This window comes from Hyphomicrobium sp. CS1GBMeth3 (genome assembly GCF_900117455.1).
GTDB lineage: Bacteria > Pseudomonadota > Alphaproteobacteria > Rhizobiales > Hyphomicrobiaceae > Hyphomicrobium_C.
The window spans coordinates 1,218,612-1,240,575 of sequence record NZ_FPHO01000003.1; the positions used below are offsets into that span (position 1 = coordinate 1,218,612).

Annotated in this window: 23 protein-coding genes; 4 read left to right on the top strand and 19 right to left on the bottom strand. The window is 60.7% G+C overall.

Features of this window, described 5'->3' with window-relative positions:
• Positions 1-3: 3 nt before the first annotated feature.
• From CS1GBM3_RS13035 to CS1GBM3_RS13100, 14 genes are all read right to left on the bottom strand, one after another.
• Positions 4-705 (bottom strand): urease subunit beta, encoded by a 702-nt coding sequence (locus tag CS1GBM3_RS13035; RefSeq protein WP_072395808.1) that lies wholly within the window; start codon positions 703-705, stop codon positions 4-6.
• 15 nt (positions 706-720) lie between these two features.
• Positions 721-1,398, bottom strand: a complete 678-nt coding sequence (locus tag CS1GBM3_RS13040) for an urease accessory protein UreF (RefSeq protein WP_072395810.1) — start codon at positions 1,396-1,398, stop codon at positions 721-723.
• The gene (locus CS1GBM3_RS13045) at positions 1,395-1,847 is read right to left on the bottom strand and encodes an urease accessory protein UreE (RefSeq protein WP_072395812.1); all 453 of its coding nucleotides are present in this window, start codon (positions 1,845-1,847) and stop codon (positions 1,395-1,397) included. Before CS1GBM3_RS13045 ends, CS1GBM3_RS13040 begins: the two co-directional genes overlap by 4 nt.
• Before the next feature lie 104 nt (positions 1,848-1,951).
• On the bottom strand, positions 1,952-2,740 hold the full coding sequence (locus CS1GBM3_RS13050; protein ID WP_072395814.1) for a TorF family putative porin: 789 nt from the start codon (positions 2,738-2,740) through the stop codon (positions 1,952-1,954).
• A 169-nt stretch (positions 2,741-2,909) separates the two neighbouring features.
• Positions 2,910-3,200 carry a hypothetical protein gene (locus CS1GBM3_RS13055; RefSeq protein WP_072395816.1) on the bottom strand — a complete coding sequence of 97 codons (291 nt, stop codon included), beginning with the start codon at positions 3,198-3,200 and terminating at the stop codon, positions 2,910-2,912.
• 6 nt (positions 3,201-3,206) lie between these two features.
• The gene (locus tag CS1GBM3_RS13060) at positions 3,207-3,905 is read right to left on the bottom strand and encodes a tetratricopeptide repeat protein (protein WP_139247914.1); all 699 of its coding nucleotides are present in this window, start codon (positions 3,903-3,905) and stop codon (positions 3,207-3,209) included.
• Positions 3,906-3,910: 5 nt separating this feature from the next.
• Entirely contained in the window at positions 3,911-5,005 is a 1,095-nt protein-coding gene (locus CS1GBM3_RS13065) for a Rieske (2Fe-2S) protein (protein ID WP_072395817.1), read from the bottom strand.
• 94 nt (positions 5,006-5,099) lie between these two features.
• Positions 5,100-7,499, bottom strand: a complete 2,400-nt coding sequence (locus CS1GBM3_RS13070) for a N,N-dimethylformamidase beta subunit family domain-containing protein (RefSeq protein WP_072395818.1) — start codon at positions 7,497-7,499, stop codon at positions 5,100-5,102.
• Between the two features lie 130 nt (positions 7,500-7,629).
• Complete coding sequence (locus CS1GBM3_RS13075; RefSeq protein ID WP_072395819.1) at positions 7,630-8,070, bottom strand: N,N-dimethylformamidase, small subunit; 441 nt, start codon at positions 8,068-8,070, stop codon at positions 7,630-7,632.
• A 99-nt stretch (positions 8,071-8,169) separates the two neighbouring features.
• Entirely contained in the window at positions 8,170-8,874 is a 705-nt protein-coding gene (gene urtE / locus CS1GBM3_RS13080; protein ID WP_072395820.1) for an urea ABC transporter ATP-binding subunit UrtE, read from the bottom strand.
• Positions 8,871-9,617 (bottom strand): urea ABC transporter ATP-binding protein UrtD, encoded by a 747-nt coding sequence (urtD, locus tag CS1GBM3_RS13085; protein ID WP_072395821.1) that lies wholly within the window; start codon positions 9,615-9,617, stop codon positions 8,871-8,873. The genes urtE and urtD overlap by 4 nt, the downstream gene beginning before the upstream one ends.
• Positions 9,614-10,732: an urea ABC transporter permease subunit UrtC gene (urtC, locus tag CS1GBM3_RS13090; RefSeq protein WP_072395822.1), complete on the bottom strand. Its 1,119-nt coding sequence runs from the start codon at positions 10,730-10,732 to the stop codon at positions 9,614-9,616. Before urtC ends, urtD begins: the two co-directional genes overlap by 4 nt.
• Before the next feature lie 37 nt (positions 10,733-10,769).
• Positions 10,770-11,645, bottom strand: coding sequence for an urea ABC transporter permease subunit UrtB (gene urtB, locus CS1GBM3_RS13095; RefSeq protein WP_072395823.1), 876 nt, complete (start codon positions 11,643-11,645; stop codon positions 10,770-10,772).
• Between the two features lie 132 nt (positions 11,646-11,777).
• Positions 11,778-13,085 (bottom strand): transporter substrate-binding domain-containing protein, encoded by a 1,308-nt coding sequence (locus CS1GBM3_RS13100; protein ID WP_072395829.1) that lies wholly within the window; start codon positions 13,083-13,085, stop codon positions 11,778-11,780.
• 482 nt (positions 13,086-13,567) lie between these two features.
• Here CS1GBM3_RS13100 and CS1GBM3_RS13105 point away from each other — a divergent pair, with 482 nt between their 5' ends.
• Genes CS1GBM3_RS13105 through CS1GBM3_RS13115 form a run of 3 tightly spaced genes read left to right on the top strand, consistent with a single transcriptional unit; the run spans position 13,568 to position 17,072 of the window.
• Positions 13,568-14,224 (top strand): LuxR C-terminal-related transcriptional regulator, encoded by a 657-nt coding sequence (locus CS1GBM3_RS13105; protein ID WP_072395831.1) that lies wholly within the window; start codon positions 13,568-13,570, stop codon positions 14,222-14,224.
• On the top strand, positions 14,211-15,788 hold the full coding sequence (locus tag CS1GBM3_RS13110) for an ATP-binding response regulator (protein ID WP_072395833.1): 1,578 nt from the start codon (positions 14,211-14,213) through the stop codon (positions 15,786-15,788). The genes CS1GBM3_RS13105 and CS1GBM3_RS13110 overlap by 14 nt, the downstream gene beginning before the upstream one ends.
• Positions 15,789-15,803: 15 nt before the next feature.
• Positions 15,804-17,072, top strand: a complete 1,269-nt coding sequence (locus tag CS1GBM3_RS13115) for an ABC transporter substrate-binding protein (protein ID WP_072395835.1) — start codon at positions 15,804-15,806, stop codon at positions 17,070-17,072.
• 219 nt (positions 17,073-17,291) lie between these two features.
• On the opposite strand, the gene CS1GBM3_RS13120 is transcribed toward CS1GBM3_RS13115, so the two are convergent.
• Positions 17,292-17,489, bottom strand: coding sequence for a hypothetical protein (locus CS1GBM3_RS13120; RefSeq protein WP_072395837.1), 198 nt, complete (start codon positions 17,487-17,489; stop codon positions 17,292-17,294).
• Positions 17,490-17,633: 144 nt separating this feature from the next.
• Between CS1GBM3_RS13120 and CS1GBM3_RS13125 the strand changes: the two genes are divergently transcribed.
• Entirely contained in the window at positions 17,634-17,936 is a 303-nt protein-coding gene (locus CS1GBM3_RS13125) for a GNAT family N-acetyltransferase (protein WP_072395839.1), read from the top strand.
• A gap of 64 nt (positions 17,937-18,000) precedes the next feature.
• Here the strand turns inward: CS1GBM3_RS13125 and CS1GBM3_RS13130 are convergent, their stop codons facing one another.
• The 4 genes from CS1GBM3_RS13130 to thiC all read right to left on the bottom strand — a co-directional run bounded on the left by CS1GBM3_RS13130 (position 18,001) and on the right by thiC (position 21,950).
• Positions 18,001-19,026: a 2-dehydropantoate 2-reductase gene (locus CS1GBM3_RS13130; RefSeq protein WP_072395841.1), complete on the bottom strand. Its 1,026-nt coding sequence runs from the start codon at positions 19,024-19,026 to the stop codon at positions 18,001-18,003.
• Between the two features lie 116 nt (positions 19,027-19,142).
• Entirely contained in the window at positions 19,143-19,913 is a 771-nt protein-coding gene (locus tag CS1GBM3_RS13135) for a thiazole synthase (protein WP_072395843.1), read from the bottom strand.
• A gap of 1 nt (position 19,914) precedes the next feature.
• Positions 19,915-20,112: a sulfur carrier protein ThiS gene (gene thiS / locus CS1GBM3_RS13140; protein WP_072395844.1), complete on the bottom strand. Its 198-nt coding sequence runs from the start codon at positions 20,110-20,112 to the stop codon at positions 19,915-19,917.
• A 5-nt stretch (positions 20,113-20,117) separates the two neighbouring features.
• Positions 20,118-21,950: a phosphomethylpyrimidine synthase ThiC gene (gene thiC / locus CS1GBM3_RS13145; protein ID WP_072395845.1), complete on the bottom strand. Its 1,833-nt coding sequence runs from the start codon at positions 21,948-21,950 to the stop codon at positions 20,118-20,120.
• Between the last annotated feature and the right edge of the window lie 14 nt (positions 21,951-21,964).

The window sequence follows — 21,964 nt, forward strand, 5'->3', positions numbered from 1 at the left end:
GCATTACGCTCCCTTGAAGCCGCGGTCGCGAGCGCGTTGAAGCGCGGAGGCTTTCGTCTCGGGCCGCCGAGAAAAGCCGTCCGTCAGATTGTTGAGGCCATAAAGCTCTCCGGTGCCGCCGAAGGCAGCCAGCTCAACCTGTTTGGTCTCGCCGGGCTCGAAACGCACCGCCGTGCCAGCCGGAATGTCGAGATGGAATCCGAACGCAGCAGAACGATCGAAATCGAGCGCCTTGTTCGCTTCAAAGAAGTGATAGTGACTACCGATCTGGATCGGGCGGTCTCCGGTATTCGTGACACGCAGTGTTGCCTTTGCCCGCCCGGCATTGAGCTCGATCTCGCCCTCCGCTGGAATGATCTCGCCCGGGGCGATCATGTCCGCGGCGGCAATCGCCTTCTGTCCCGGACGGATGGGGTCGTGGACCGTGACGAGCTTCGTCCCATCCGGAAACGTCGCCTCGACCTGAATGATGGTCATGAGATCGGCCACACCCGGCATGACGTCGTCGGTTGTGAGAATGGTCGAGCCGAAACCGATGAGGTCGGCAACGCTGCGCCCGTCCCGCGCACCCTCGAGAATCTCATCGGCAATGATCGCCGTTGCCTCTGGATGATTGAGAAGCTTCCCGCGCTGCCGCCTGCGACGCGCGAGCTCTGCTGCCGTGTAGATGGTAAGACGCTCGTATTCCGTGGGTGTAAGAAGCATTGCTGTCCTTTTGGCTCAGCTTGCGAAGAGTCGGCCTGACTGTTCCTCGTGGCGCATGATGGCGATCTCGGCCTGTGGAACATAGGCGAAGGCCTCCTGCGGATCACGGGCAGACGTTTCGAGAAGAACCGCGATATCGGGCAGAACCGAAGAAAGCACCTTCTGGGCGTCAATCGCACCAAGCACGCCGAGTCGAACTGCAGCGCTAACAGTCCCGACACAGACGCCATAAGCCGACATCGCCTGCCCGATGCCCGGCGAAAGTCCGGCGCGTACAAACAGCAATCCCTGCACGACTGGCACGTGCCCGTGAGCGCGCTTCGAGCGAATGGCACGCTGGTATTCGGCTGCGCCCGGCGTCCCGAGCCGTTCGTGCACCGCCAGCAGTGAGCGACCAGCCCGCGCCGATGCCTCTCTCTGCTCGCGCACCAGCGTCAGACTTTCAACGTCCCGATCGAGATTATAGGCGCACGCATCTCTGGCCCTCATCGCCGCCACAACGAAAGGCCGATCGAACGTATCCCATCGCCGCAGTGTCTGGCCCCGCAGAAACGCTTCGGCGGTGGCCGCGTCACGCACGATGCCGTCGGCTACCAGGGTCTCGAGGCCCCACGAGAAAGCGATCGCACCACTTGGAAAGAACGAATCTCCGTATCGCAACGCGCTTAGCAGCTCCGACCAACCACCGATCATGTGGCGTCGTCCACCAGATGGACGGATCCGCGATCAATGAGGTGCTGCAAGCGGTCAACAATAGTGCGCGGTTCTGCGCCCGCTGCGATGCAAAGCCTCGGCCCGTCGAAGCGCACGGTCCAATGCATGTTGCCGGCGAAGTAGCCAAGCTCAAGGGCAGCGGCCGCATCGCGAACTCCGAATTCGAGCCAGCGCTCAGGCTCCGCCCGCACGACGATGGCTCGATCCTCGGTGAGCATGAGAACGGCGCCGTCGAAGAGGCGCTCCGCGCGAGGCAGGGTGATCGCGCACTGAGACCCGCGATCCGTGACCGACAAAAGACGTCGCCGGCCGAAGTCGGCGGTCTTCATCAGTATCCACTCGACCCTACCGTCATGATCGAGCTTATGCAGCCGATCTGCCAGATCGATATCCTTCGAGTTTCCGATGATCGTATCGAGCGCAATCATTCGCATCCTCAACGCAACGCGCACCGATCTTTAGGCTCTTGAGACCGGCACCCCTCTCGGCGAGCGCCGGACACCTGCCGGCATTCGCCAAGAGGCCCCGCTTTTTACGGCAGCTTGCTAAGAGACGTGTCGAACGAGAGGCTGATCAGGAAGCGGTCACCACACGAGTCGCGCTGACCGATGAACGCGGCGCATTCGCTATCGGACATATCGGCGCCGGTGTAGCGCAGGTCGAGCGTCATGGCCTTGTACGTCAGGCCGAAGCCGGCGTTCCAATATACGTAGTCGGGCGCAAAGTCGTCGCTGACCCACTGCTTGCCGAGTTCGGCCGACACATACGAGCCGACGCCCTGCGGCAGGCCAAAGTCCGGCAACGCCAGTCGGCCAAACAGCGAGGAGTGCGTGCCGTCTATGCCGTTGTAGCCGATGAAAGAACTCGTCCAGAAAACGTTGGCGCCGACCGTAAGATCGTCCGAGACAGCATATTTCGCGATGCCGTAGACCTTCCAGAAATCGAGCTCGTGACCCGGATTCTCTCCGAGATAGTCGATGTAGACGTACCCAGCGTCGAGCGAGAGGCGGTCAAACGTACGACGGATGCCGCCGTAGTAATCGAACTCGGCGTAGGGATCAGTGCCTTGGAAGTCCACGTTCGAGGACCAGACGCCGGCATAAAGACCGTTCTTGAGCGTGAGCTCGACATAGCCTTGCAGAGCTGGGCGGTCCCGCGTCTGCGAAACGCTGCGCAAATTGTATTCGTTTGCGATCTTCGTTCCGAACGAGATGTCGAAGGGCAGCGGAGCGGGCGGAGACGGATCGCTGGCGGCTGCGGGCGAGGCGACGGCGCTCAATGCGAGAACGCCAGCCATGAAGGACAGTTTGATCGAGGACATGATTGGTCAAAAACCCCTGTTCCGAGACTAAGAACTTTAGTCTAGATGAGATTCTAGAGTCTATATCTAGACAAAGTATCTCGATATAGGAATTCGCAGCTAGCTGTTGCGGCTATAACCCACTGCGTGGTTTGTGTGCAGCACGGGGCCTCTTTGCCCCTCTTGGCGCTCAGCAGCCGGGCATCCTCTTGAAGAGGAAAATACTGGCGCCCCGCGTCGCGCTTTCTGCGACCGGCACGTGCAGCTGCTCCGTCAGGTATCGGAAGACGATATGGGCGGCGTTCGGCGACAGCGCGGGCTTCCAGACCCAAATGTCCCGCTCGCGGTCTACGCCTTCGCGCTCGAACATCGCGGTTTGAGCGTCGACCGCACAGCCGACACACCATTCTTCGGGGCGTCCGCCAAACTCCTTGATGTAGCTCAGGAGCTCGAACTTGATCTGCTGCGGGCTGAAGACCATCGCGCGTCACGCCGGCTTGGGGTGAAGGCGAGCGTGGCTCGACGCGTCCGGTGTGCGCGAGCGCCAAGCCTCCACCGCCGCGGCGCCTCGGCACTTTTCGTCCGCGGACATCTGGGAGACGATCGCCTCGAGCGCACTTAACGCAGTTCCAACTCCGTGCTGCGCGGCGAGTGACAGCCAGACATAGGCTTCGACGCGATCCTGCTTCACGCCGATGCCGTTGGCGTAAAAATATCCGAGCCGCGCTTGCGAGGGGTAGTGGCCCGCTTCTGCAGCCACACGATACCACTTGACTGCAAGCTCCTGATTGCCAGGAATCCCTTCGCCTTTCGAGTACAGCGTCGCGAGATTGTATTGCGCAAACAGATCGCCCTGCTCGGACGCCTTGGTCAGCCAGATGACCCCCTCGGCCTCATCGCGCGGCGCGCCCTGCCCCATCGCGAGCATCGCGCCGAGATTTGTTTGCGCCAGCACGTTTCCCGCCTCCGCGCTCTCGCGATAGAGCTCGACAGCCTTCGACAGCGACGCTGCGACGCCCTCGCCATTGGCATACATGGCGGCAAGCCAAGCTTTGGCATCAACGTCACCCTGCTCGGCCAGCTCGCAGAACAATCCGAACGCTTCGACGAATTCGCCACGTGCGTAAACCTCGACCGCATCGGAGAGCGCGGATGTTGCGTCGACGGTCAAATTCAAAGAGAGCATCTCGGTCAACCTCCGGCGTGCTGAAAGATGGGCTGCGGAAAATGTCCGTTCGACACCTGCACCGCCCGGCGGGCGAGCAAGCGCTGCATCCACAGTCCTTGAGGACTGGCTTGCAGCGGAAGCGCAGCGCCTTTGGTCTCAGGACGAAAGTTCGTCCCCCAACGCACCGTCGCGTGATGATCTGCTGCCGCATTCGCCGCGCGACGCCCGATCTCCCGGGACCAGAAGGCGGAAGAGGTTTCGCCCGCCGTCCCGTAGACGAAGTAGCGGCAAAGCGTTTGGCCGATCGCCGTGTGCTGCAGGACGATGGCGCAAGTCACGCGCTCCGCGCGGATCAGAACGAGATTGGGAAACAACCAGGCGACGTCAGCCGACCGCCCGTCGACAGAGCTGCGAGCGAGGAGCCACGACCCATCGTCGCTTTCGGACATCGTTTCGCCCGCCGCGAGGTGCTGGCCAAGAAGCTTCCAGTTCGCAGGAAATTCCAGTTTTCCCGCTGCTGCGCGGTGCGCCGAACCTTCGAAAAAGCGCCCCGCTCGATTGAGCTCCGCCAACGCCACGCCGTTCGGAACCGGCTGGAGATCGAGATTGACGAAGATAAGCGGACCGAAGGTATCGGCATGAGCCGTCAGCAACCGCTCCGGCCGGAGGCCGAGATACTGTTGCATCTCGGGCGTATCGTCGCCGAGGTCGCGTGCGGGAATGGCATCGCGATCCCGGCTGTAGCCGCACGACGTAAAAGAACATTTGGTCTTCTTGCCCGTCTGGCATTGCTGCGGAATCGCACGGCAGCCGCCGTGCTGCGCTTTGTTGAAGCGCGCTTTGAACGCACCGCCTACGCGTTGCACATGGATGCCGTGGATACCGACGGTAAACGGCAGAAGGTCTCCCTCTTCGGCAATCTCATCCGAGCAGCCGACGGCTGTCCAATCCCGCGTCCAGATCATCTCGTCTTCAAGCAGACTGAATTGGAGTGAGCGGAATGCAGTTGGCGGCAATACACGAGCCTCGCCAAAGCTGCCAAGTGCTTTGGCATAGAAATCGATGCTCGAAAGATCCTGGCCTTCGTCATAGAAGCCGAGATCGGGCCGATGAAGCATACGAGCGATCCCCTATTCCAAGCTGCCAATTGGCACGTCCGACGGGAATGGTGCCCACGGAGAGATCCGTGGGCACCATCGTGGGACCCCGCCTTCAGCTTTGAGAGGCAAGGGCCGGGGATTCGTAATCCGCGCGTCCGCGATGCTTGACCGCATCCGCCGGCGGAGGCGGCAGCGGGCCGTCCTTCGAGAAGCGATCGAGAACGTTTTTCACGAGGCGCGATACGTTGTTCTGGCCGTTGTTCCACGGCAGAGAGCCGCAGAAAGCGATCGACGAGAACGCGAAGCACGCACCGCCATTCGGCGTCTCGTGGAAGGCAACATCGCCACGTACGCGTGGATGCGTGGTGCCGTCGAGGCCCTGCTGGTTGAAGCCGAAGTCCTCCATGACGAGGAGATAGGCTTCCGTGTGCCGTCCGGCCGACGTCGCCACCGCAAGCGTGTGCGGCGGTGAGCCGAGCGTGACATCGACGATGTCGAGTTCGAGGCCCGCGCAACCGCCGCCGACAAGACCGAAGTTGCCAATCGGCTCGTCATAGGTGATGCCCTCGAAAGCCCAGGCCACGCGAGGATCAAGGCTGTCCGGAGTGCGGCTGTAGTAGGTCGAGACGTCGAAGCCTTCGTTCGTCATGCCGACGCCCGCGACCGAGTAGAGCGATCGACCGCGGTAGCGCCACATGCCACCAAGCTCACCGGTGCCCTGGTGGTAGTACTCGCCCGGCTCCGCGCGCCAGGTGCGGATGCCGGACTCGCAACGGCGCATCTCCGTGACGACACCACGGCCGAGCTTGTCGTAAGCCGGATGGAAGGAGTGGACCCAGTACCAGGCGTCCGCACCCATGTACATCAGGCGTCCGCCGCGCTGCGTGTAGTTGTGCAGCGCGTCCAGCTGCGTGCCCGAATTATGCTCCGGGTGCGAGCCGGTGATGATGACGTTGTAGTTCTCGAGTCGCGCAAGCCCGTCATACGTGACGTCCTCGTCGGTGATGACATCATACTCGTAGCCCATCGTCTCCAGCCAGTAGATCAGATGGAGATCGGCGGGATACTGCCACGGCGCCTGCGCGAGGAAGTGATCGTATTTCGGCCGGATCGAGAGGATCGGACGCAGCCGCGATGAGAGGCAAATGCCCGAACCGTCGGTGTGCGTGTCGTAGATCGAGCCGCCATACTCGCGATGCTCGGCCAGGAACATGTTCTGGTGCTGCATGATCGGCACGCGGTAGACGAACAGCTCCGCGCCGCCAGCGTTGCACGCCACATGCTCGTTGGCATACGCCATGTAGCTGATGGTCGGCACCATGACGGCGATCTTGGATTGCTCCTGGCCGATTTTCGGAACGACCCAGAACGGGATGTAATCCTCATCGCCTTCTGTGGTCGTGAGCTTCAGCGCGTAGAAGCGGCTCTTGATACCGTCGGCCGGAACGTCCCACTCGACATCGACCTCCCAGCGGGCATTGTCGACATCGTCGTCATGGAAGTGGATCGCGCCGTATTCCTTCTTCGCATACTTCCAATCGAAGTTCTGACCGCACCAGTTATAGCCCGTCAGAGCACGTGTCGGACAATTGACCAACTGAGCGTCGAAGCGATACGGCCCGTTGTCTTTGGCCGTGATGGTGTCGATGCCATCCCAGAAATCCCACGCGGCGACGATGGCTTCAGACAGCGCACCTGTCGGACCGGAGTTGCGACGCTCGGTCAGACCCGGCTGTGCACCACCCTTCATCTGCTCGATCTCGAAGCGATTGAGAGCCTTGTTGCAGATACGCGGACTATCGATCTTGCCGTTGTATTTGCCGGTGAACCACACACCTGCGGGCAGCGAGGACTTGCCCAGTGGATCGTCGTCGATCTTGTCGACGTAGGCCGCGAGCGCGACGGGAGCAGCGGTGTTAATGACCTTGGTGTTGATCGCGGTCTTGACCGGCTCGATCACGGGATCAAGCGCGTAGACGATCTGCGGCTCATGGTAGAGCACCACTTCACCCGTTGCAGCATCGAAGCTCGCGGCGACGAAATGCCAGGCGTGGTCGCGGATCGGAACGCCGGTCGTAATCTTGTGCTCGTTGATGCGCAGCTCGACGAAGCCCTCTTCGCTGATGAAGAGGCCGTAACCTTTTCCGTTCATCCACTTGGTCACAAGCCCCTGGGCGCCGTGCTTCCAGTAGCGCGGGTGTGTCTTCGGCGTTGTCGGCCAGATCCAGCATTGAAGCGTGAAGCTATCGACGTGGAGCTGCGGAGCGTCCGCGACGTACCCGTATGATCCGCCATGAATGATCTGCTTGCGGCCCTTGTAGACGCCAGCCACCGTCGCATCGATCGGCTTCTCGATGAAGCCCGGGCCGCGAGGGTTGGTGTCGCCGTGGATCATCTGAACGACCTCGGCCTTGAATTCCGACGGGCCATCGCAATTGATGTAGAATTTGATCTTATCGCCGGGGTGAACGCCAAACTTGTCCGCGTATCCCGTAAGCCTCATGGCACACATGGTAGTCTCCGATTTTGTAAGGCTCCCCGCGCACAGCCTCGCCGTTCACGTCCCCGAGCGAAGACGTGGCAGGGATTTTTCTCATTGTTGAACCGGGGCGCCCGCGCGCCCTAGCCTTGGCCGAGCGAGATCAGGTCACCGGCCAATTGTCGTCCCGGCGCTTCCATCCATCATGGTAGTGCTCGGGCATGCCGGCCGTTTCGGGCAGCTCGTCCAGACGCATCAAAAAGATGTCGTGCTGGATCTCCTGCTCGTCCGTGTAGACCTTGTCGTTGACGAACACGGGCGGCACGCCGCGGATTCCGGAAAGACGCCCGATGCGCCACTCCTTGTCGACCTTGGTGCAGATGACGATGAGTTTGCCCTTCGGCGACTCGCCTCGCATACGCAGCAGCACACGACGCAACAGCGGATATTCGTGAACGCCGCCGCTTAAGACCGTGGTATCGCCAGGCGTCTCGCACTTCAGCACCGAAAACCCGGCGACGCCCTTCATGGACTCGACGCATTCCCAGTGCTGGCGGATGAGCTCTTCCCGCTCCGGCGTACCTTTTTTCGGAATTGAGATCATTCGTCCTCCGTATGTTTGCGCTCGAGCTCGTATCAACTCCTGCTGCACTCACCGGCTCGAGCAATCCCGAACGAGTGCCGTTCCCTGCCGCCCCGCTCCCTAGATCGTCATGTGCCGCTCAACGAGTTCGTCAGTCATTTCCGAGATGGGGCCGCGAGCGACGACGCGACCGTTATCAACCATCACGAACGCATCTCCGAGCTTTCGCGCGACCTTGATATGCTGCTCCGTCAGGATCAGGCTGATGCCGAGATCCCGGTTCAGCATCTTCAGGATCTCGCCGATCTCGTGCACGATGTTCGGCTGAATGCCTTCGGTCGGCTCGTCGAGGAGGAGAATCTGCGGATCGACCGCAAGGGCCCGCGCGATGGCAAGCTGCTGCTTCTGGCCGCCTGATAGCAAGCCAGCGCGTCGATCAAGGTTCTCGCGGAGATACGGAAAGATCCTGAGACATATGTCTGGAATCTCCGATACGTTATCGGTGCGCGCGAACGTGCCGAGCAGGATATTCTCCCGCACCGTGAAGTCGGAGAGAATGCCGCGTCCCTGCGGCACGTAGCCGAGGCCGTAGGTGGCGCGGACGTGTGTCGGCTTGCCTACGAGCTCGTTGCCGTTGATGCTGATCGCGCCGGTCGACCTGTCGGTGAGGCCCATGATGGTGCGCATCAGCGTCGTCTTGCCGACACCGTTGCGGCCCAGAACGCAAACGCACTGGCCATTCTTGAGCTCGAAGGAGAAGTCCCTGAGGATCGGGGTCGCGCCGTAATACGACGTGACGTTCTTGAGTTCCAGAAGGGTGCTCATGCCGCCTCCTGCTCGCCGAGATAAACATCGCGCACGCGCGGGTTCGCTTCGATCGCCGCGATACTCCCTTGAGCCAACAGCGCGCCCATATGCATAACGGTCACGACATCGGCGATCTCACGCACGAAACCCATGTCGTGCTCGACGACGATCAACGTTGTCGTCTTCCGAAGCTCTTTGAAGACGCGCGCGGTCTTCTCTATCTCCTCTTCCGTCATGCCGGCGATCGGCTCGTCCATGAGCATGAGACGCGGCTCCTGCATCAGCACCATGCCGATCTCCAGCCATTGCGTTTCACCGTGCGACAGAATTCCGGCTCGGATGTCGAGACGCTCGGTGAGGCCAGCGATCGTCGCAACCTCGCCAAGCTTCTCCTTGAGCCCGGCCCGGCGAAACTTGAACATGTTCCACAGCGGATTTGTCTCTCGGCTGTAGGCGACCTCGAGGTTCTGCCTCACCGTCATGTCGCGAAGCACCGCCGGAACCTGGAACTTGCGCCCGATGCCGGCGCGCGCAATGAGATGCTCCTCCAGCCCCGTGATATCGGTTGAGGCGAACAGGATTTGGCCGGAGGTCGGCTTCACACGGCCCGTGATGAGGTCGATCGTTGTCGTCTTGCCGGCACCGTTCGGACCGACAAGACAGCAGATCGTCCCCTCATCAACGCTCATGCTGAAATCGTTGATCACCTTGGTGGCGTCGAAGCTCTTCGACAGGTTATGGATTTCGAGAAGCCCACTCATCGGTATGCCCCCTTCTGCTCGGCGGACACGGGCGCGACAGCGCCATAGCCCTTTCGCATTGCGCCAATCTTCGAGCTCAACAACCCGAGACCAAGCTCGACGAGGCTCGCGAGACCATTGGGAAGGAAGCGCACGACGACGATGAAGAAGCCGCCCAGAAGCAGCAGCCAGGTCGAGAGAAACGCGTCGCCGAGGTAGCTCTGCGCGCCCTGGATGATGAAGGCACCGATCATCGCGCCAAGCAGCGAGAGACGTCCGCCGATCGCTGCCCAGATCACCATGGAGATGCTGAAGCCGACATCGAGCTGCGCCGGCGACACATACTGGACAAGCAGAACCCAGCAACAGCCCGCGACCGCGGCGATCAGGCCCGAGATCGTATAGATCATGGTCTCGTAGCCGGCGACGTTGTAGCCAAGGAAGCGCACACGCTCGCTATCGTCGCGGATAGCCTGCGTGACCAATCCGAAGGAGCTTTGCGTGATAAGCTTCGCGAGCACGGTCGCCGCGCAAAGGCAGAGAAACACGATCCAGTATGCCGCCGGGCTGTAGGGATCGACTTCGTAGCCCGCAATCTGAAATGCGGACGGAGGCGTCAAGCCGTTGGCGCCACCCGTGTACGGCTGCTGGTCGAGAACGATCGTGTAGAACGCCGACAGCATGGCCAACGTCATGATGGTGAAGAACACGCCCGACACTCGCGCGCGGAACATGGTCCCGCCGAAGAGCGCGCAAAAAAAGGTCGGAACGGCAACCGCAAGGAAGAGGCCGGCTGCGGTATTCTGAAACGGCATCCAGAGAAACGGCAGGCTGTCGAGGCCGTTGTTCAACATGAACGGCGGGATCGGATTCGAGTCCGTCTGCATCTGCATCTGCATGGTCATTGCCATGCCGTAAGCGCCAAGCCCGAAGGCAATGCCTTGCCCAAGATTGAGGATGCCGCCGAAGCCCCAGCACAGGCTGATCGACAATGCGAGCATGCCGAAGACGCCGTAGGTTGCCAGCTGATTGAGCAGGAAGGCATCCTCGACCATGAGCGGGATAGCTCCGATCGCAACGAAGAATGCCGTGTAGGTCAGCCACTGCGCCGTCTTGTTGTGGTAGATGTTGTCCATCACGTAGTGGCCCCTCGATCGTGTCGCGTTATTCGTTTCATCGTCTCACGCCCCCTTGCGCGAAGAGACCCTGCGGCCTGAACCTCAGGAACACGACGATCAACACGAAGATGATGAAGCGCGCGAAGGTATCGTTGGTGAACGACGCGAACACGGATTGCAGCTCGCCGGTCACGCCACTCGCCACGACAGTGCCCGCCAGAGACCCACCGCCGACGACCACCATCAGGAAGGCCTGCACCACGTAACTCAGACCCATGGTCGGCAGCACGATTGCGAGCACGCCGAAGAGAGAGCCGGCAATACCGGCCAATCCGGCGCCGAGCGCGAAGGTCATCATGTAAATTCGATCGGAGTTGATCCCGAATGAGGCGGCCATCTCCTTGTTCTGCACGACAGCGCGCAGCTGAACGCCAAACCGCGTTTTGTAGAAAAGAAACCACAGCGCGAGCACCAGAAGGGCCGTGACGAGCAATATGAAGATCCGGAACGTGGATATCGACACCGGCCCGATCTCGATATTGCTCGAGAAAATCGCGGGCGCCGCAATGAACTTCGGGTCGCTACCGAAAATCAGCCGCACACCCTGCATCAGCACGAGCGAGACGCCATAGGTTGCGAGCAGCGTATCGAGCGGACGATTGTAGAGATATCGAATGAGCCCACGCTCGATCGCGAGTCCGACCAGCGCTACGATCACGAACGATGCAGGAATGCAGAGAAGAAAGGGTAGCCCAAGGTAGGCCTGCAGCATGAAGGTGCTGTAGGCGCCGAGCATGATGAACTCGCCATGCGCCATGTTGATCACGCCGGCGGTGCCGTAGATGATTGTCAGACCGAGCGCCGCTATGAGCCAGATGCTGGCGATGCTGATACCGAGGATGAGCGCATTCGGAAGCGAACCTAGATCCATTGCAATTTTTTCCTTGCGGACAGAGCGCAGTCGGCCGCTCATCCGCCACCCTCGGCAGAGTCTGCATTCAGCTCGGCTCAGCTCGATGGAACGGGGCCTGCAGTGCCAGGCGGCGCAGGCCCCGCTGCGTTGTCAGATGACGTTCGTGCGGACCTTGCCGTCAGAGGCCTTCAAGCCATCCTTCGTGCAAGTGCCGATGTCGGGATAAATCGAGTAGGGATCCGGAGCGACGTGCTCTTCGGCGGACTTCACGATCTTGAAGGTGCCGTCGGCCTGGCACTGGCCGATCTTCGGCTTCAGCCAGGTGTTGAAGTTGTTCTCGTCGATCCAGATCAGCCCTTCGGGAGACACCGCATCCTCGATGCGAATGCCGCCAGAGTGATCACGAATGGCGCGCGGCGTGACGTTCTCGACACCCACGGCGGCCGCAGCTTTCTCCAGGCCGGCCTTGAAGACGTAAGCCGAGAGGTACGTCTCTTCCATGTTGTAGTGTGTCGTGCCGTTCTTGCCGTACTTGCTCTTGAGGAAGCCCTCGACAAACTTCTGGTTTGTGGGATTGTCCAGCGTCTGGAAGTACGGCGCTGAGAGGAAATGCCCCGCTCCGAATTCTGCGCCCATCGCGCGGGTCTCGATCTCGCCAGTGGTGAGCGACGCGATCGGCATCGAGTCCACCTTGAAGCCTTCCTGCTTGAACTGCTTATGGAACGCGATATCCGACGCTCCGACGACCGTCGAGAAGATGAAGTCGGGCTTGGTGTCGCGGATTTTGTTCAGAACTGGCCCGAACTCGGAGCTGCCGAGCGGGATGTATTCCTCGCCGAGCAGTTCGCCGCCGGCCTGCTCGAGCCAGATCTTGGCGTTCTTGTTCGATTCCTTCGGCCACACGTAGTTGGAGCCGACGAAGAAAACCTTCTTGCCGAACTTCTCCACCATGAAGGGGATCAGGTCTTTCGAATGCTGGTTGGCAAGCGGACCGGTGCAGATGGTGTTCTGCGTGCACTCGGCGCCTTCGTAGCAGGTCGGATAGTACAGCAGATGATTGCGCTGCATCACCGTCGGCAGGATGGCCTTCCGGCTGGCCGACGTGTAGCAGCCAAAGAGGGCAATGACCTTCTCGCGAAGGATGAGCTCCTTGGCCTTATCCGTATAGACATTGAAGTCCGACTTTGCATCGACGATGACCGGCTCGACCGGCACACCGTTGATCCCGCCGTTCGCGTTGATCTCGTCGAAGGCGTACTGGAGCACCAGGGTGGAATCTTCCTCCGGCACAGCAAGCGCGCCGGTAAGAGAGAACAGCAGGCCGACCTTGATAGGCTCGCCCTTCTTGAGGGTCGCTCCCCAGGCCTCCTTGGAGGTCGGCAGCCACAGGTGAGGCATGCCGACTGCGGCAGATACGGCCAGAGTCGTCTTGAGAACCTTTCGGCGGGTGAAGTCCATGTTGGTCAGGTCTCCCGGATGCGGAAGGGAGCGTATCGTTGCGACACGCGGCGCTAGATATTTATGCAAGGCCACACACCTCACGTCTAGACGTTTGCGTATATTGCGACGCAGCGTCAATCGATTTTTTTGCCCAGGAGGAAAATTTATTGAGCGCCGCGAGGCACTGCTAAATTGCAGTGCAAGCGCAGCTTTTTATGCGTGCAACATGCCGCAACGAAGGGCATAATAGGTATCTAGATGAAATGCCTCGTTTAACGCGCAGCGTATGTCCGGCTGTGAACCCAACGGATGATGGATAGCAGCGAAAGTTACAATGTACCCTACATCTGGATGCCGTATCAGGCGGCGTCCCCGCCTCCAGAAGCGCAAGCGAAATGTGAATAAGACGTGTATCGCAGGAACAGAATCAAAAATGTCGCTAGACGTAACGCATACGACAGCGCGCGTAGGGCGGTCCGAAGGGGACTGGCAGGTGAGGGATGAAGATCATTATCGCAGATGACCATTGGGTGGTCAGGCAATCCCTCAAGCACGTTGTGCGAAGACTGGACCAAACGCTTGAGACTTACGAGGCGGAAACCTTCGGCGAACTCACGCAGCTGCTGGAGGAGCATCCGGACGTCAGTCTCATCCTGCTGGATCTGGTGATGCCGGGGTTCGAGGAGCTTGGCGGCCTGAGCGCATTGCGGACGAAGTTTCCCGACGTTCCGGTCGTTGTCGTGTCCGTGCACGAGGATGTCGACCACGTCATCCGCGCCGTAGAGCAGGGCGTCATCGGCTACATCCCAAAGTCGGCAGACGGTGCCGAGGTTGAACGCGCACTCGAGCGCGTGCTTGCGGGTGAGGTTTCATTTCCGCGCAGGATCATCGAGCGCTCCTCCGCGCCACCGGCTCGCAAGAAGGAGGCACCCAGCGATCGCGATCTCGACAAGCTCACCGAGCGAGAGCGTGACGTGCTGGCGTTGCTCGGCAGCGGGGCATCTGTGAAAAACATCGCCGAACGGCTTGGGCTGAGCAGCCAAACCGTTCGTATTCATCTTGGAAATGCGATGAAGAAGCTGAACATTCAGGACCGGTCAGGCGCTGTCCATTACGCGATCACGCACTTCGGCCGAACCACTGATGCCGCTAACTGACAACAGCAGTGCTCCGCGTGCGAGCGATCCTATAACTGATGTTGTATGGGCCGGGCTGGATGTCGTCGACAACGGCATCCTCATCTGGTCGAGTGATCGGCAGCTGATTTACATCAACGAAGGCTTTCGTCGGAACTGCGACCTGCCGGTCACGCTCGGCATGCAGTACGACGACTATATCGCCGCGCTCGCCTATTCGAGCGAGTGGGTGATTCCAGGAACACCCGAGGACTGGGCGCGCGAGAAGATCGCGGATTTCGCGGCAATCAAGGATGCCGACTACCAGCTGGCAACTGGTCATTTCATGCATGTTGCGCAGCGGCCGATCCCAACAACCGGCGGCATGGTCGTCATCTTCACCGATGTCACGGCGGTGAAACGCAATGAACGGGAGCTGCGCGAGGCGAAAGAGGCGGCGGAAGCGACCGATGAAGCAAAATCACGCTTCCTCAGAGCGGCGAACCACGATCTTCGTCAGCCGCTCGCGTCACTGAAAATCCTGATCTACAATTGCCTCCGCGAAGAGGACGAGGAGCAAAGAGTCGAAACGCTCCACGCGATGAGCGTGGCAACCTCGATCATGGAAGACCTCCTCGGTGCTCTGCTTCAGATCGGTCAGCTCGATGCTGGACGGATCCAGCCACGCATCACGTCCTTCCAGCTCGCGGATCTCTTTGAGCGCCTGCAAATCCAGTTCGGTCATCAGGCGCAGTCGAAAGGTATTCGACTTAGGTTCGTAACCCCGAACAAAACCGTATCGACAGATCGCGCGCTGCTGGAACGCATCCTCAGCAATTTTGTCGCGAACGCCATCCGCTTCACGGAGGTGGGTGGAGTTCTGGTCGGTTGCCGCAAGGATGGCCGGGGGCTGCGAATAGAGGTGGTCGACACCGGACGCGGCATCAAGGAAGAGCATCGAGAGCGCGTCTTCGACGAGTTCTATCGCGTGGCGGACGAGAACCGCGCACAGAAGAAGGGACTCGGGCTCGGGCTCAATATCGTGCGCCGGTTGGCAGAGCTGCTGGAGCATCCGATCAAGTTGCGCTCTCGGTTCGGCAAGGGCTCGGCCTTCTCTGTATGGGTTCCGCTCGGAAACATTTGGCATAGTGATACTGGTTTCGCGGCTGACATCAGCGAAGCCGTGGCAGGCGAATTTGCGGGAACGCCGGTGCTGCTCGTCGAGGACGACGAGATCCTGCGCGAATCCATGGTCCGGCTGCTGCGCCGCTGGGGCGTTGACGTACACGCCGCCGCCAATGAAGAAGAAGCATTGGCGCTCGTTTCAGAGGCTGGCGTCACCCCGAAAGTCATTATCGCCGATTTCAATCTTCAGGCCCGCACAGGTCTCGACGTCATAAATGCGATACGGGCCGCGGTGGGAGACGATGTTCCTGCGCTCGTTGTGACTGCGGACGCGGAACCAAAAGTGATAAGCGGCATCCGCGACGCTGGCGTCCCGGTTTTGATCAAGCCCGTCAGCCCACCGCGCCTCAGAGTGCTGATGCATAAACTGCTCTTCGAGCCCAACCATTCCGATGCAACGGATAACCAAAGACCTGAGTGAAGGACAAAGCCTCGCGTGAGTGACCGTACGAAACCTGTGCCGATCGGCAGCATGATTCCGCTTACCGGCCCGTCGGCCGCAGATGGCGCAGAATTCAGGAACGGCATCGTCCTCGCCTGCGAGGAGATCAACGCCCGCGGCGGTCTCCTCGGTCGTCCCATTCAACCGATCTTTGCGGACACATGTCGCCAAACAGCCAATGAAGTCGTTGCCGCTGCCCGATGGCTGATCGAGAAACACGAAGTTCACGCCATCGTAAATGGCTACAACATCGGCGCACAGAACTCAGAGTATGAGCCGATCGCCGACGCCGGCATCATCTACGTCCATGCCAACACACTGCTTCAGCACCACGACACGGTGATGAGCGATCCAGACCGCTATTTCGGCTGCTTTATGGCTGACCCTGCGGATTACTGGTACGGACCAGGGTTCATAAAATTCCTGTCTTGGCTGCGAGACAGCGGGCAGTGGACGCCGAGCTCGGATCGTCTCGCGATTATTTCCGGGTCGACGCCTTACAGCATCGTCATCGCCAATGCCATGGCGAAGGCAGCAAGCAGCTTCGGCTGGAATGTCTGCTTCGGCCCAAGGATCGTGCAAACCCCGACCAGCCAATGGCGGGACGTGATCGAGGAAGTGCGAGCCACCAACCCGGCCGTGCTCGCCAACACCCATTTTTACGCCGGCGACCTCGCACACTTTCAACGGCAGTTCGTCGCAAAGCCCATAGACTGCCTCGTCTATCTTCAATACGGCGCCGTGCACCGCACCTTCATCGACATCGCACAGGAAGCAAGCGTGGGCGTCATCGTCTCGTCTGTCATCGGCCTCCTGCGCGATGAGATGGGCAAGCGGTTCGAGGCGCGCTACGTAGCCCGGTTCGGAGCAGGCTCCACGCCGACGATCGGCTGCCAAACCTATAGCAATTTGCACCACTATGCGGTTGGCGCCGCGATGGCCGGAGGATCGGGGCCGCCCGGAGATTTCGAGCAGAACAAGAAAGTAGCGTTTGCGCTCAAGGGAATGATCTATCGCACGGTTCACGGCACAATCCGTTATCATCCCGATTGGCAGGCAGTCGTGCCTTACCCCGTCGTGACGCGCGATCCATCGCTCGGCATGCCGCACATCTTTTACCAGATCCAGGATTTCCGCGAGCCGCTGTCGATGATCGCTCCCGAGCCTTACAATACGGAGCGTTTCATCTATCCGCCATGGATGAGCAATCGCACCGCTGCACCCAAGCCCACAGCAAACCCGCGCGGACTGACGGGCTTGTAAAGCTGAGCCGATCGTAAAAGGAACAGCTTACTTCAAGCGGCTTTCTAACCGCGCGTTGCTTCGTAAGTAACGACAGCCTTTGACCTGTCGCTTCGTGCCGCCACGCTTCCGATTTCGTTCTGTTGTTCTGCACGATACAAGTGAGCGAGCATCAATCTGATGGCGAACGGCAACCGCTCAATCACAAATGAGTTTGGATTTCGATGATGGCGCAAGGCGTCATTCCTCCTCGTCGAGAGCGCCAGGTTGGCGTTTCGAAGGCGCCGCACGGCCTATCCGGTCCGGAACTTCGTTTTTATCGGGCGCCTCCTGCCGCGTCGGGTCCAGGTCCGTATTATCATTGTCAAAACGGCGGCTGATTGCGCGCTTACCGTGCTCCACCCGGAACGCGTGCTCAGGACTTTTCGTGTTTGGCATGGCATCCTCCTTTCCGCTGGGAACGGCGGCAAGAAGACAATGGTTCCGGAGTGCTCTTCATGATTTGCAGCGATCACGTGTTTACAGCACGCTGCCCACGCGGGCATGATCGCGAACGGCGCAAACAAAACGAATAGGTCATGAATGACTGCAATATCGATCCGGAAGGAAACGACCTCTCATGGCGGCCGTTACGCCGCGACGGTCGAGGGCAAGGACGGCGAGGCGGAGCTGACCTTCACGGTTCGCGCGGCAGATGTGATCAGTGCCGATCACACCGAAGCCCCCGACACCCTGCGCGGAACTGGGGTTGCTCTGGCGCTCGTCGAACACCTGATCGCCGACGCGCGCGCCAAGGGATTCAAGGTTATCCCTCTGTGCCCGTATGTGCAGGCACAGTACAAGAAGCACCCGGAGTGGAACGACGTGATCGCCAACCACGCGTAGAACATAACGACTGAGACTTTCCGCAATTCGCCGAACAGCGGATAGCCTCGCCCTCTTTACCCACTCAGTGAACCGCGACTGCGCGGTCGTCGTCGAGCACAACCTCGGGAAACGTGGGATAGACGCCAGCAACACGCCCCATCTGCTGAGCAAGCGCCAGCACGACATCGATCGTCGGTGTCGGCGCTTCAACCAATCGGCCAATCTCCTGCACGACGGTGAGCAGCGCATCGAGCTCAAGCGCGCGCCCCTTCTCGAGATCCTGCAGCATGCTCGTGCGATGCGCGCCGACAGAGGCCGCACCGTTGATGCGCCGCTCGATGTTGACGCGGAAATGCACACCGATCCGCCGCGCAACGATCTCCGCTTCCTCCATCATCTGCCGTGCTACCGCGCGCGTGCCGGTGTCGGTCGCCACCACGTCGAGCGTCGCATGCGTCAGCGCTGAGATGGGATTGAAGCAGAGGTTGCCCCAGAGCTTCAGCCAGATGTCGTTTCGGATCTCGGGATAGATCGACGGCTTCAAGCCGCCGGCTTCGAACGCGTCGGCGAGCCGTTTCACGCGCGGCGTAACTTTCCGCGTCGGCTCACCGAGCCCATAGCGATCGCCGTAGATGTGCCTGACAACACCTGGCGACACGATTTCGGCCGCGGGATAGACCGTGCAGCCAACTACGCGTTCAGGCCCGATCGCCTTCCACTGCCGCCCACCCGGATCGACGCTCTCGAGCTGCAGGTTCGCGTACTGTCCTTCGAAGCCATAGAAGTACCACCACGGAATGCCGTTCTGCGCCGTGACGACGACGGTCTCCGGCCCGAGCAGCGGCTTCACCTGCTCGGCCGTTTCCCACGCCTGATGCGACTTCAGCGCAATGATCACGTAGTCCTGCGGCCCGAGATCGGAGGGATTGTCGGAAGCTGGCATACGCGCGATCTTGGTCTCGCCGCCGATCTCGAGCGTCAGGCCATTCTCGCGGATTGCCGCAAGGTGCGCGCCGCGCGCGATCAGCGACACATCCACGCCTGCGAGCTTCATGAGGACGCCGATATGCGCCCCGATGGCGCCCGCTCCGTAGATGCAGACTTTCATGGTGTCCTCCCGCGTTTTTCGTTTTCAGTGGTATACCAATTTTGGCATGCCACAGTCGAGCGGCAAAGTGTCTGATGGGCCAAGGCTTTCTCGCGACTGCGAAAAGTCTGCCCAGTTCAGGACAGCATCGCCATTCCAGCAAGCGGCGTCGAAGGCGCCGCCATATCGCGCGCCGGAATCGGATCCGCGAAATAAGCCGCGCGACCCGCTTCGATAGCCTTGGCGAAAGCCTCGGCCATGGCCACCGGATCTCCGGCCTTTGCCACCGCAGTATTGAGAAGAATGCCGTCGTAGCCGAGCTCCATCGCAGCAGCCGCATGTGACGGCAGCCCGATCCCGGCGTCGACGATAAGCAGGATATCCGGAAAACGGTTGCGCAACACCCGCAGCGCGAATGGGTTGTTGAGACCACGCCCCGAACCGATCGGCGCGGCAAGCGGCATCAGCACTTGGCAACCGGCCAGAAGCAATCTCTCGGCAACACCCGGATCATCGGTCGTATACGGAAACACCTGGAAACCGTCTGAGGTAAGAATCCTCGCCGCTTCCACAAGCTGGAAAACATCCGGCTGGAGAAGATCGAAGTCGCTGATCACCTCGAGCTTGATCCAAGAGGTGCCGAAAACCTCACGCGCCATCTGCGCCGTCGTGACAGCCTCCTTGACCGAGTAGCATCCGGCAGTGTTCGGTAACACGTTCACCCCAAGCCCTCGTACAATCGACCAGAATCTGTCGCCGGCGCGCGAGCGTGCGGATTCGCGTCTAAGCGATACCGTCACCACCTCCGCACCGGATGAGCGCACCGCATCAGCCAGCACTTGCGGCGACGGATACTGTGCCGTCCCGAGCAGTAGGCGTGACGCGAGCTTCGTCCCATAGACCTCCATCTCAGCCTCCCTGCCGCGGTGCGAGCACTTCCAGCGCGTCGCCTGAGTTAAGAAGAAGCGTTCCCCGCTGCCGAGCCGGCACGAAGGTGCCGTTTACGGCCGTTGCGACCGCATCGTCCTGATAGCCAAGCTCACGCAGAACCTCCGCCAGGCTCTGGCTTTGCACCTCTTGCTCAGCGCCGTTCCAGATGATCGTCATCGCCGCTACTCCGCCGCTGGCACGTAAAGGCTGCCTCCCCGATCCAGGAACTCCTGCGACTTCGCCTCCATCCCGGCGAGCGCTTCGGCCTCCTTACGCAGATCCTGCGTAATCTTCATCGAGCAGAACTTCGGGCCGCACATCGAGCAGAAGTGCGCGACCTTGTGTGCGTCCTTGGGCAGCGTCTCATCGTGGAACGCACGCGCGGTATCGGGATCGAGCGACAGGTTGAACTGATCTTCCCAGCGGAAGTCGAACCGCGCGCGAGACAGCGCATCATCGCGCACTTTCGCCGCCGGATGCCCCTTGGCGAGATCCGCCGCATGCGCCGCGATGCGATAGGTTATGACACCTGTTTTCACGTCATCGCGATTGGGAAGCCCGAGGTGCTCCTTCGGCGTCACGTAGCAAAGCATCGCCGTGCCGAACCAACCGATCATGGCCGCGCCGATGCCGGACGTGATGTGGTCATATCCCGGCGCGATATCGGTCGTGAGCGGCCCGAGCGTGTAGAACGGCGCTTCCCCGCATTCGCGAAGCTGCTTGTCCATGTTCTCCTTGATCTTGTGCATCGGAACATGGCCGGGACCTTCGATCATCACCTGGCAGCCTTTGTCCCACGCGATGCGCGTCAGCTTGCCAAGCGTTTCGAGCTCTGCGAACTGCGCCCGGTCGTTGGCATCCGCGATGGAGCCCGGCCGCAATCCGTCGCCAAGCGAGAACGACACGTCATAACGGCGCGCGATCTCGCAAATCTCGTCGAAGCGCTCGTAGAGGAAGCTCTCCTTGTGATGCGCGAGGCACCACCGCGCCATGATCGACCCGCCGCGCGAGACGATGCCCGTCACGCGAGTGGCGGTGAGCGGCACATAAGAAAGCCGCACGCCGGCGTGGATCGTGAAATAGTCGACGCCCTGCTCCGCCTGCTCGATCAGCGTGTCCTTGAACACCTCCCAGTCGAGCTTGATCGGATCTCCATCGACCTTCTCCAGCGCCTGATAGATCGGCACCGTGCCGATGGGCACCGGCGCATTGCGTAGGATCCAGGAGCGGATGTTGTGAATGTTGCGGCCCGTCGAGAGGTCCATAACCGCGTCGGCGCCCCACCGGATCGCCCACACCATCTTCTCAACCTCCTCGGCAGCCCCGGACGTGATCGCCGAGTTGCCGATGTTGGCGTTGACCTTCACCAGGAAGTTGCGACCGATGATCATCGGCTCGAGCTCGGGATGATTGATGTTGGCGGGAATGATCGCGCGCCCACGCGCGATCTCATCCCGCACGAACTCGGGTGTCACATGCTCCGGTATCGACGCGCCGAAGCTTTCGCCATCACGAAGCTGCTCGCGCGCTCCTTCGAGCGCCGCCTCGCGTGCCAGATTTTCGCGATGCGCGACGTAGACCATCTCTTCGGTGATGATACCAGCCCGCGCAAATTCGAACTGAGTGACAGGCTGCCCCGTTTTTCCGGCACGCAGGGCGCGCGGCGCCGGGCATTGCGGAACCAGCCGATCGGCACCGACATTGCCGTTGTCCTCGGGCTTCACCGCGCGGCCCGCGATGGCTTCGAAACCGCGCCGTGCAATCCACGCGTCTCGCACCAGCGGCAGGCCGCTGGCGAGATCGATCCGCGCGTTGGTTTCCGTGTAGGGGCCTGACGGATCATAAACCCGCACCGGCGCTTCCTTGGGATCGGACAGCGTGATCTCGCGAAACGGCACGCGGATGTCAGGCCGCCCGCGCACAGACGCATAGACCTTGTGCGAGCCCGCGACCGGCCCCGTGGTGACGGTGTCGGGAGCGGCTTGCAGTTGCTTCGGACGGGTAGGTGCGTTCATGGATCTCTCCTGCC

Excerpts from the sequence above, each read along its gene's own strand:
- CS1GBM3_RS13035 (WP_072395808.1), bottom strand. The coding sequence starts at position 705 with ATGCTTCTTACACCCACGGAATACGAGCGTCTTACCATCTACACGGCA.
- CS1GBM3_RS13040 (WP_072395810.1), bottom strand. The coding sequence starts at position 1,398 with ATGATCGGTGGTTGGTCGGAGCTGCTAAGCGCGTTGCGATACGGAGAT.
- CS1GBM3_RS13045 (WP_072395812.1), bottom strand. The coding sequence starts at position 1,847 with ATGATTGCGCTCGATACGATCATCGGAAACTCGAAGGATATCGATCTG.
- CS1GBM3_RS13050 (WP_072395814.1), bottom strand. The coding sequence starts at position 2,740 with ATGTCCTCGATCAAACTGTCCTTCATGGCTGGCGTTCTCGCATTGAGC.
- CS1GBM3_RS13055 (WP_072395816.1), bottom strand. The coding sequence starts at position 3,200 with ATGGTCTTCAGCCCGCAGCAGATCAAGTTCGAGCTCCTGAGCTACATC.
- CS1GBM3_RS13060 (WP_139247914.1), bottom strand. The coding sequence starts at position 3,905 with ATGCTCTCTTTGAATTTGACCGTCGACGCAACATCCGCGCTCTCCGAT.
- CS1GBM3_RS13065 (WP_072395817.1), bottom strand. The coding sequence starts at position 5,005 with ATGCTTCATCGGCCCGATCTCGGCTTCTATGACGAAGGCCAGGATCTT.
- CS1GBM3_RS13070 (WP_072395818.1), bottom strand. The coding sequence starts at position 7,499 with ATGTGTGCCATGAGGCTTACGGGATACGCGGACAAGTTTGGCGTTCAC.
- CS1GBM3_RS13075 (WP_072395819.1), bottom strand. The coding sequence starts at position 8,070 with ATGATCTCAATTCCGAAAAAAGGTACGCCGGAGCGGGAAGAGCTCATC.
- urtE (WP_072395820.1), bottom strand. The coding sequence starts at position 8,874 with ATGAGCACCCTTCTGGAACTCAAGAACGTCACGTCGTATTACGGCGCG.
- urtD (WP_072395821.1), bottom strand. The coding sequence starts at position 9,617 with ATGAGTGGGCTTCTCGAAATCCATAACCTGTCGAAGAGCTTCGACGCC.
- urtC (WP_072395822.1), bottom strand. The coding sequence starts at position 10,732 with ATGGACAACATCTACCACAACAAGACGGCGCAGTGGCTGACCTACACG.
- urtB (WP_072395823.1), bottom strand. The coding sequence starts at position 11,645 with ATGGATCTAGGTTCGCTTCCGAATGCGCTCATCCTCGGTATCAGCATC.
- CS1GBM3_RS13100 (WP_072395829.1), bottom strand. The coding sequence starts at position 13,085 with ATGGACTTCACCCGCCGAAAGGTTCTCAAGACGACTCTGGCCGTATCT.
- CS1GBM3_RS13105 (WP_072395831.1), top strand. The coding sequence starts at position 13,568 with ATGAAGATCATTATCGCAGATGACCATTGGGTGGTCAGGCAATCCCTC.
- CS1GBM3_RS13110 (WP_072395833.1), top strand. The coding sequence starts at position 14,211 with ATGCCGCTAACTGACAACAGCAGTGCTCCGCGTGCGAGCGATCCTATA.
- CS1GBM3_RS13120 (WP_072395837.1), bottom strand. The coding sequence starts at position 17,489 with ATGCCAAACACGAAAAGTCCTGAGCACGCGTTCCGGGTGGAGCACGGT.
- CS1GBM3_RS13125 (WP_072395839.1), top strand. The coding sequence starts at position 17,634 with ATGACTGCAATATCGATCCGGAAGGAAACGACCTCTCATGGCGGCCGT.
- CS1GBM3_RS13130 (WP_072395841.1), bottom strand. The coding sequence starts at position 19,026 with ATGAAAGTCTGCATCTACGGAGCGGGCGCCATCGGGGCGCATATCGGC.
- CS1GBM3_RS13135 (WP_072395843.1), bottom strand. The coding sequence starts at position 19,913 with ATGGAGGTCTATGGGACGAAGCTCGCGTCACGCCTACTGCTCGGGACG.
- thiS (WP_072395844.1), bottom strand. The coding sequence starts at position 20,112 with ATGACGATCATCTGGAACGGCGCTGAGCAAGAGGTGCAAAGCCAGAGC.
- thiC (WP_072395845.1), bottom strand. The coding sequence starts at position 21,950 with ATGAACGCACCTACCCGTCCGAAGCAACTGCAAGCCGCTCCCGACACC.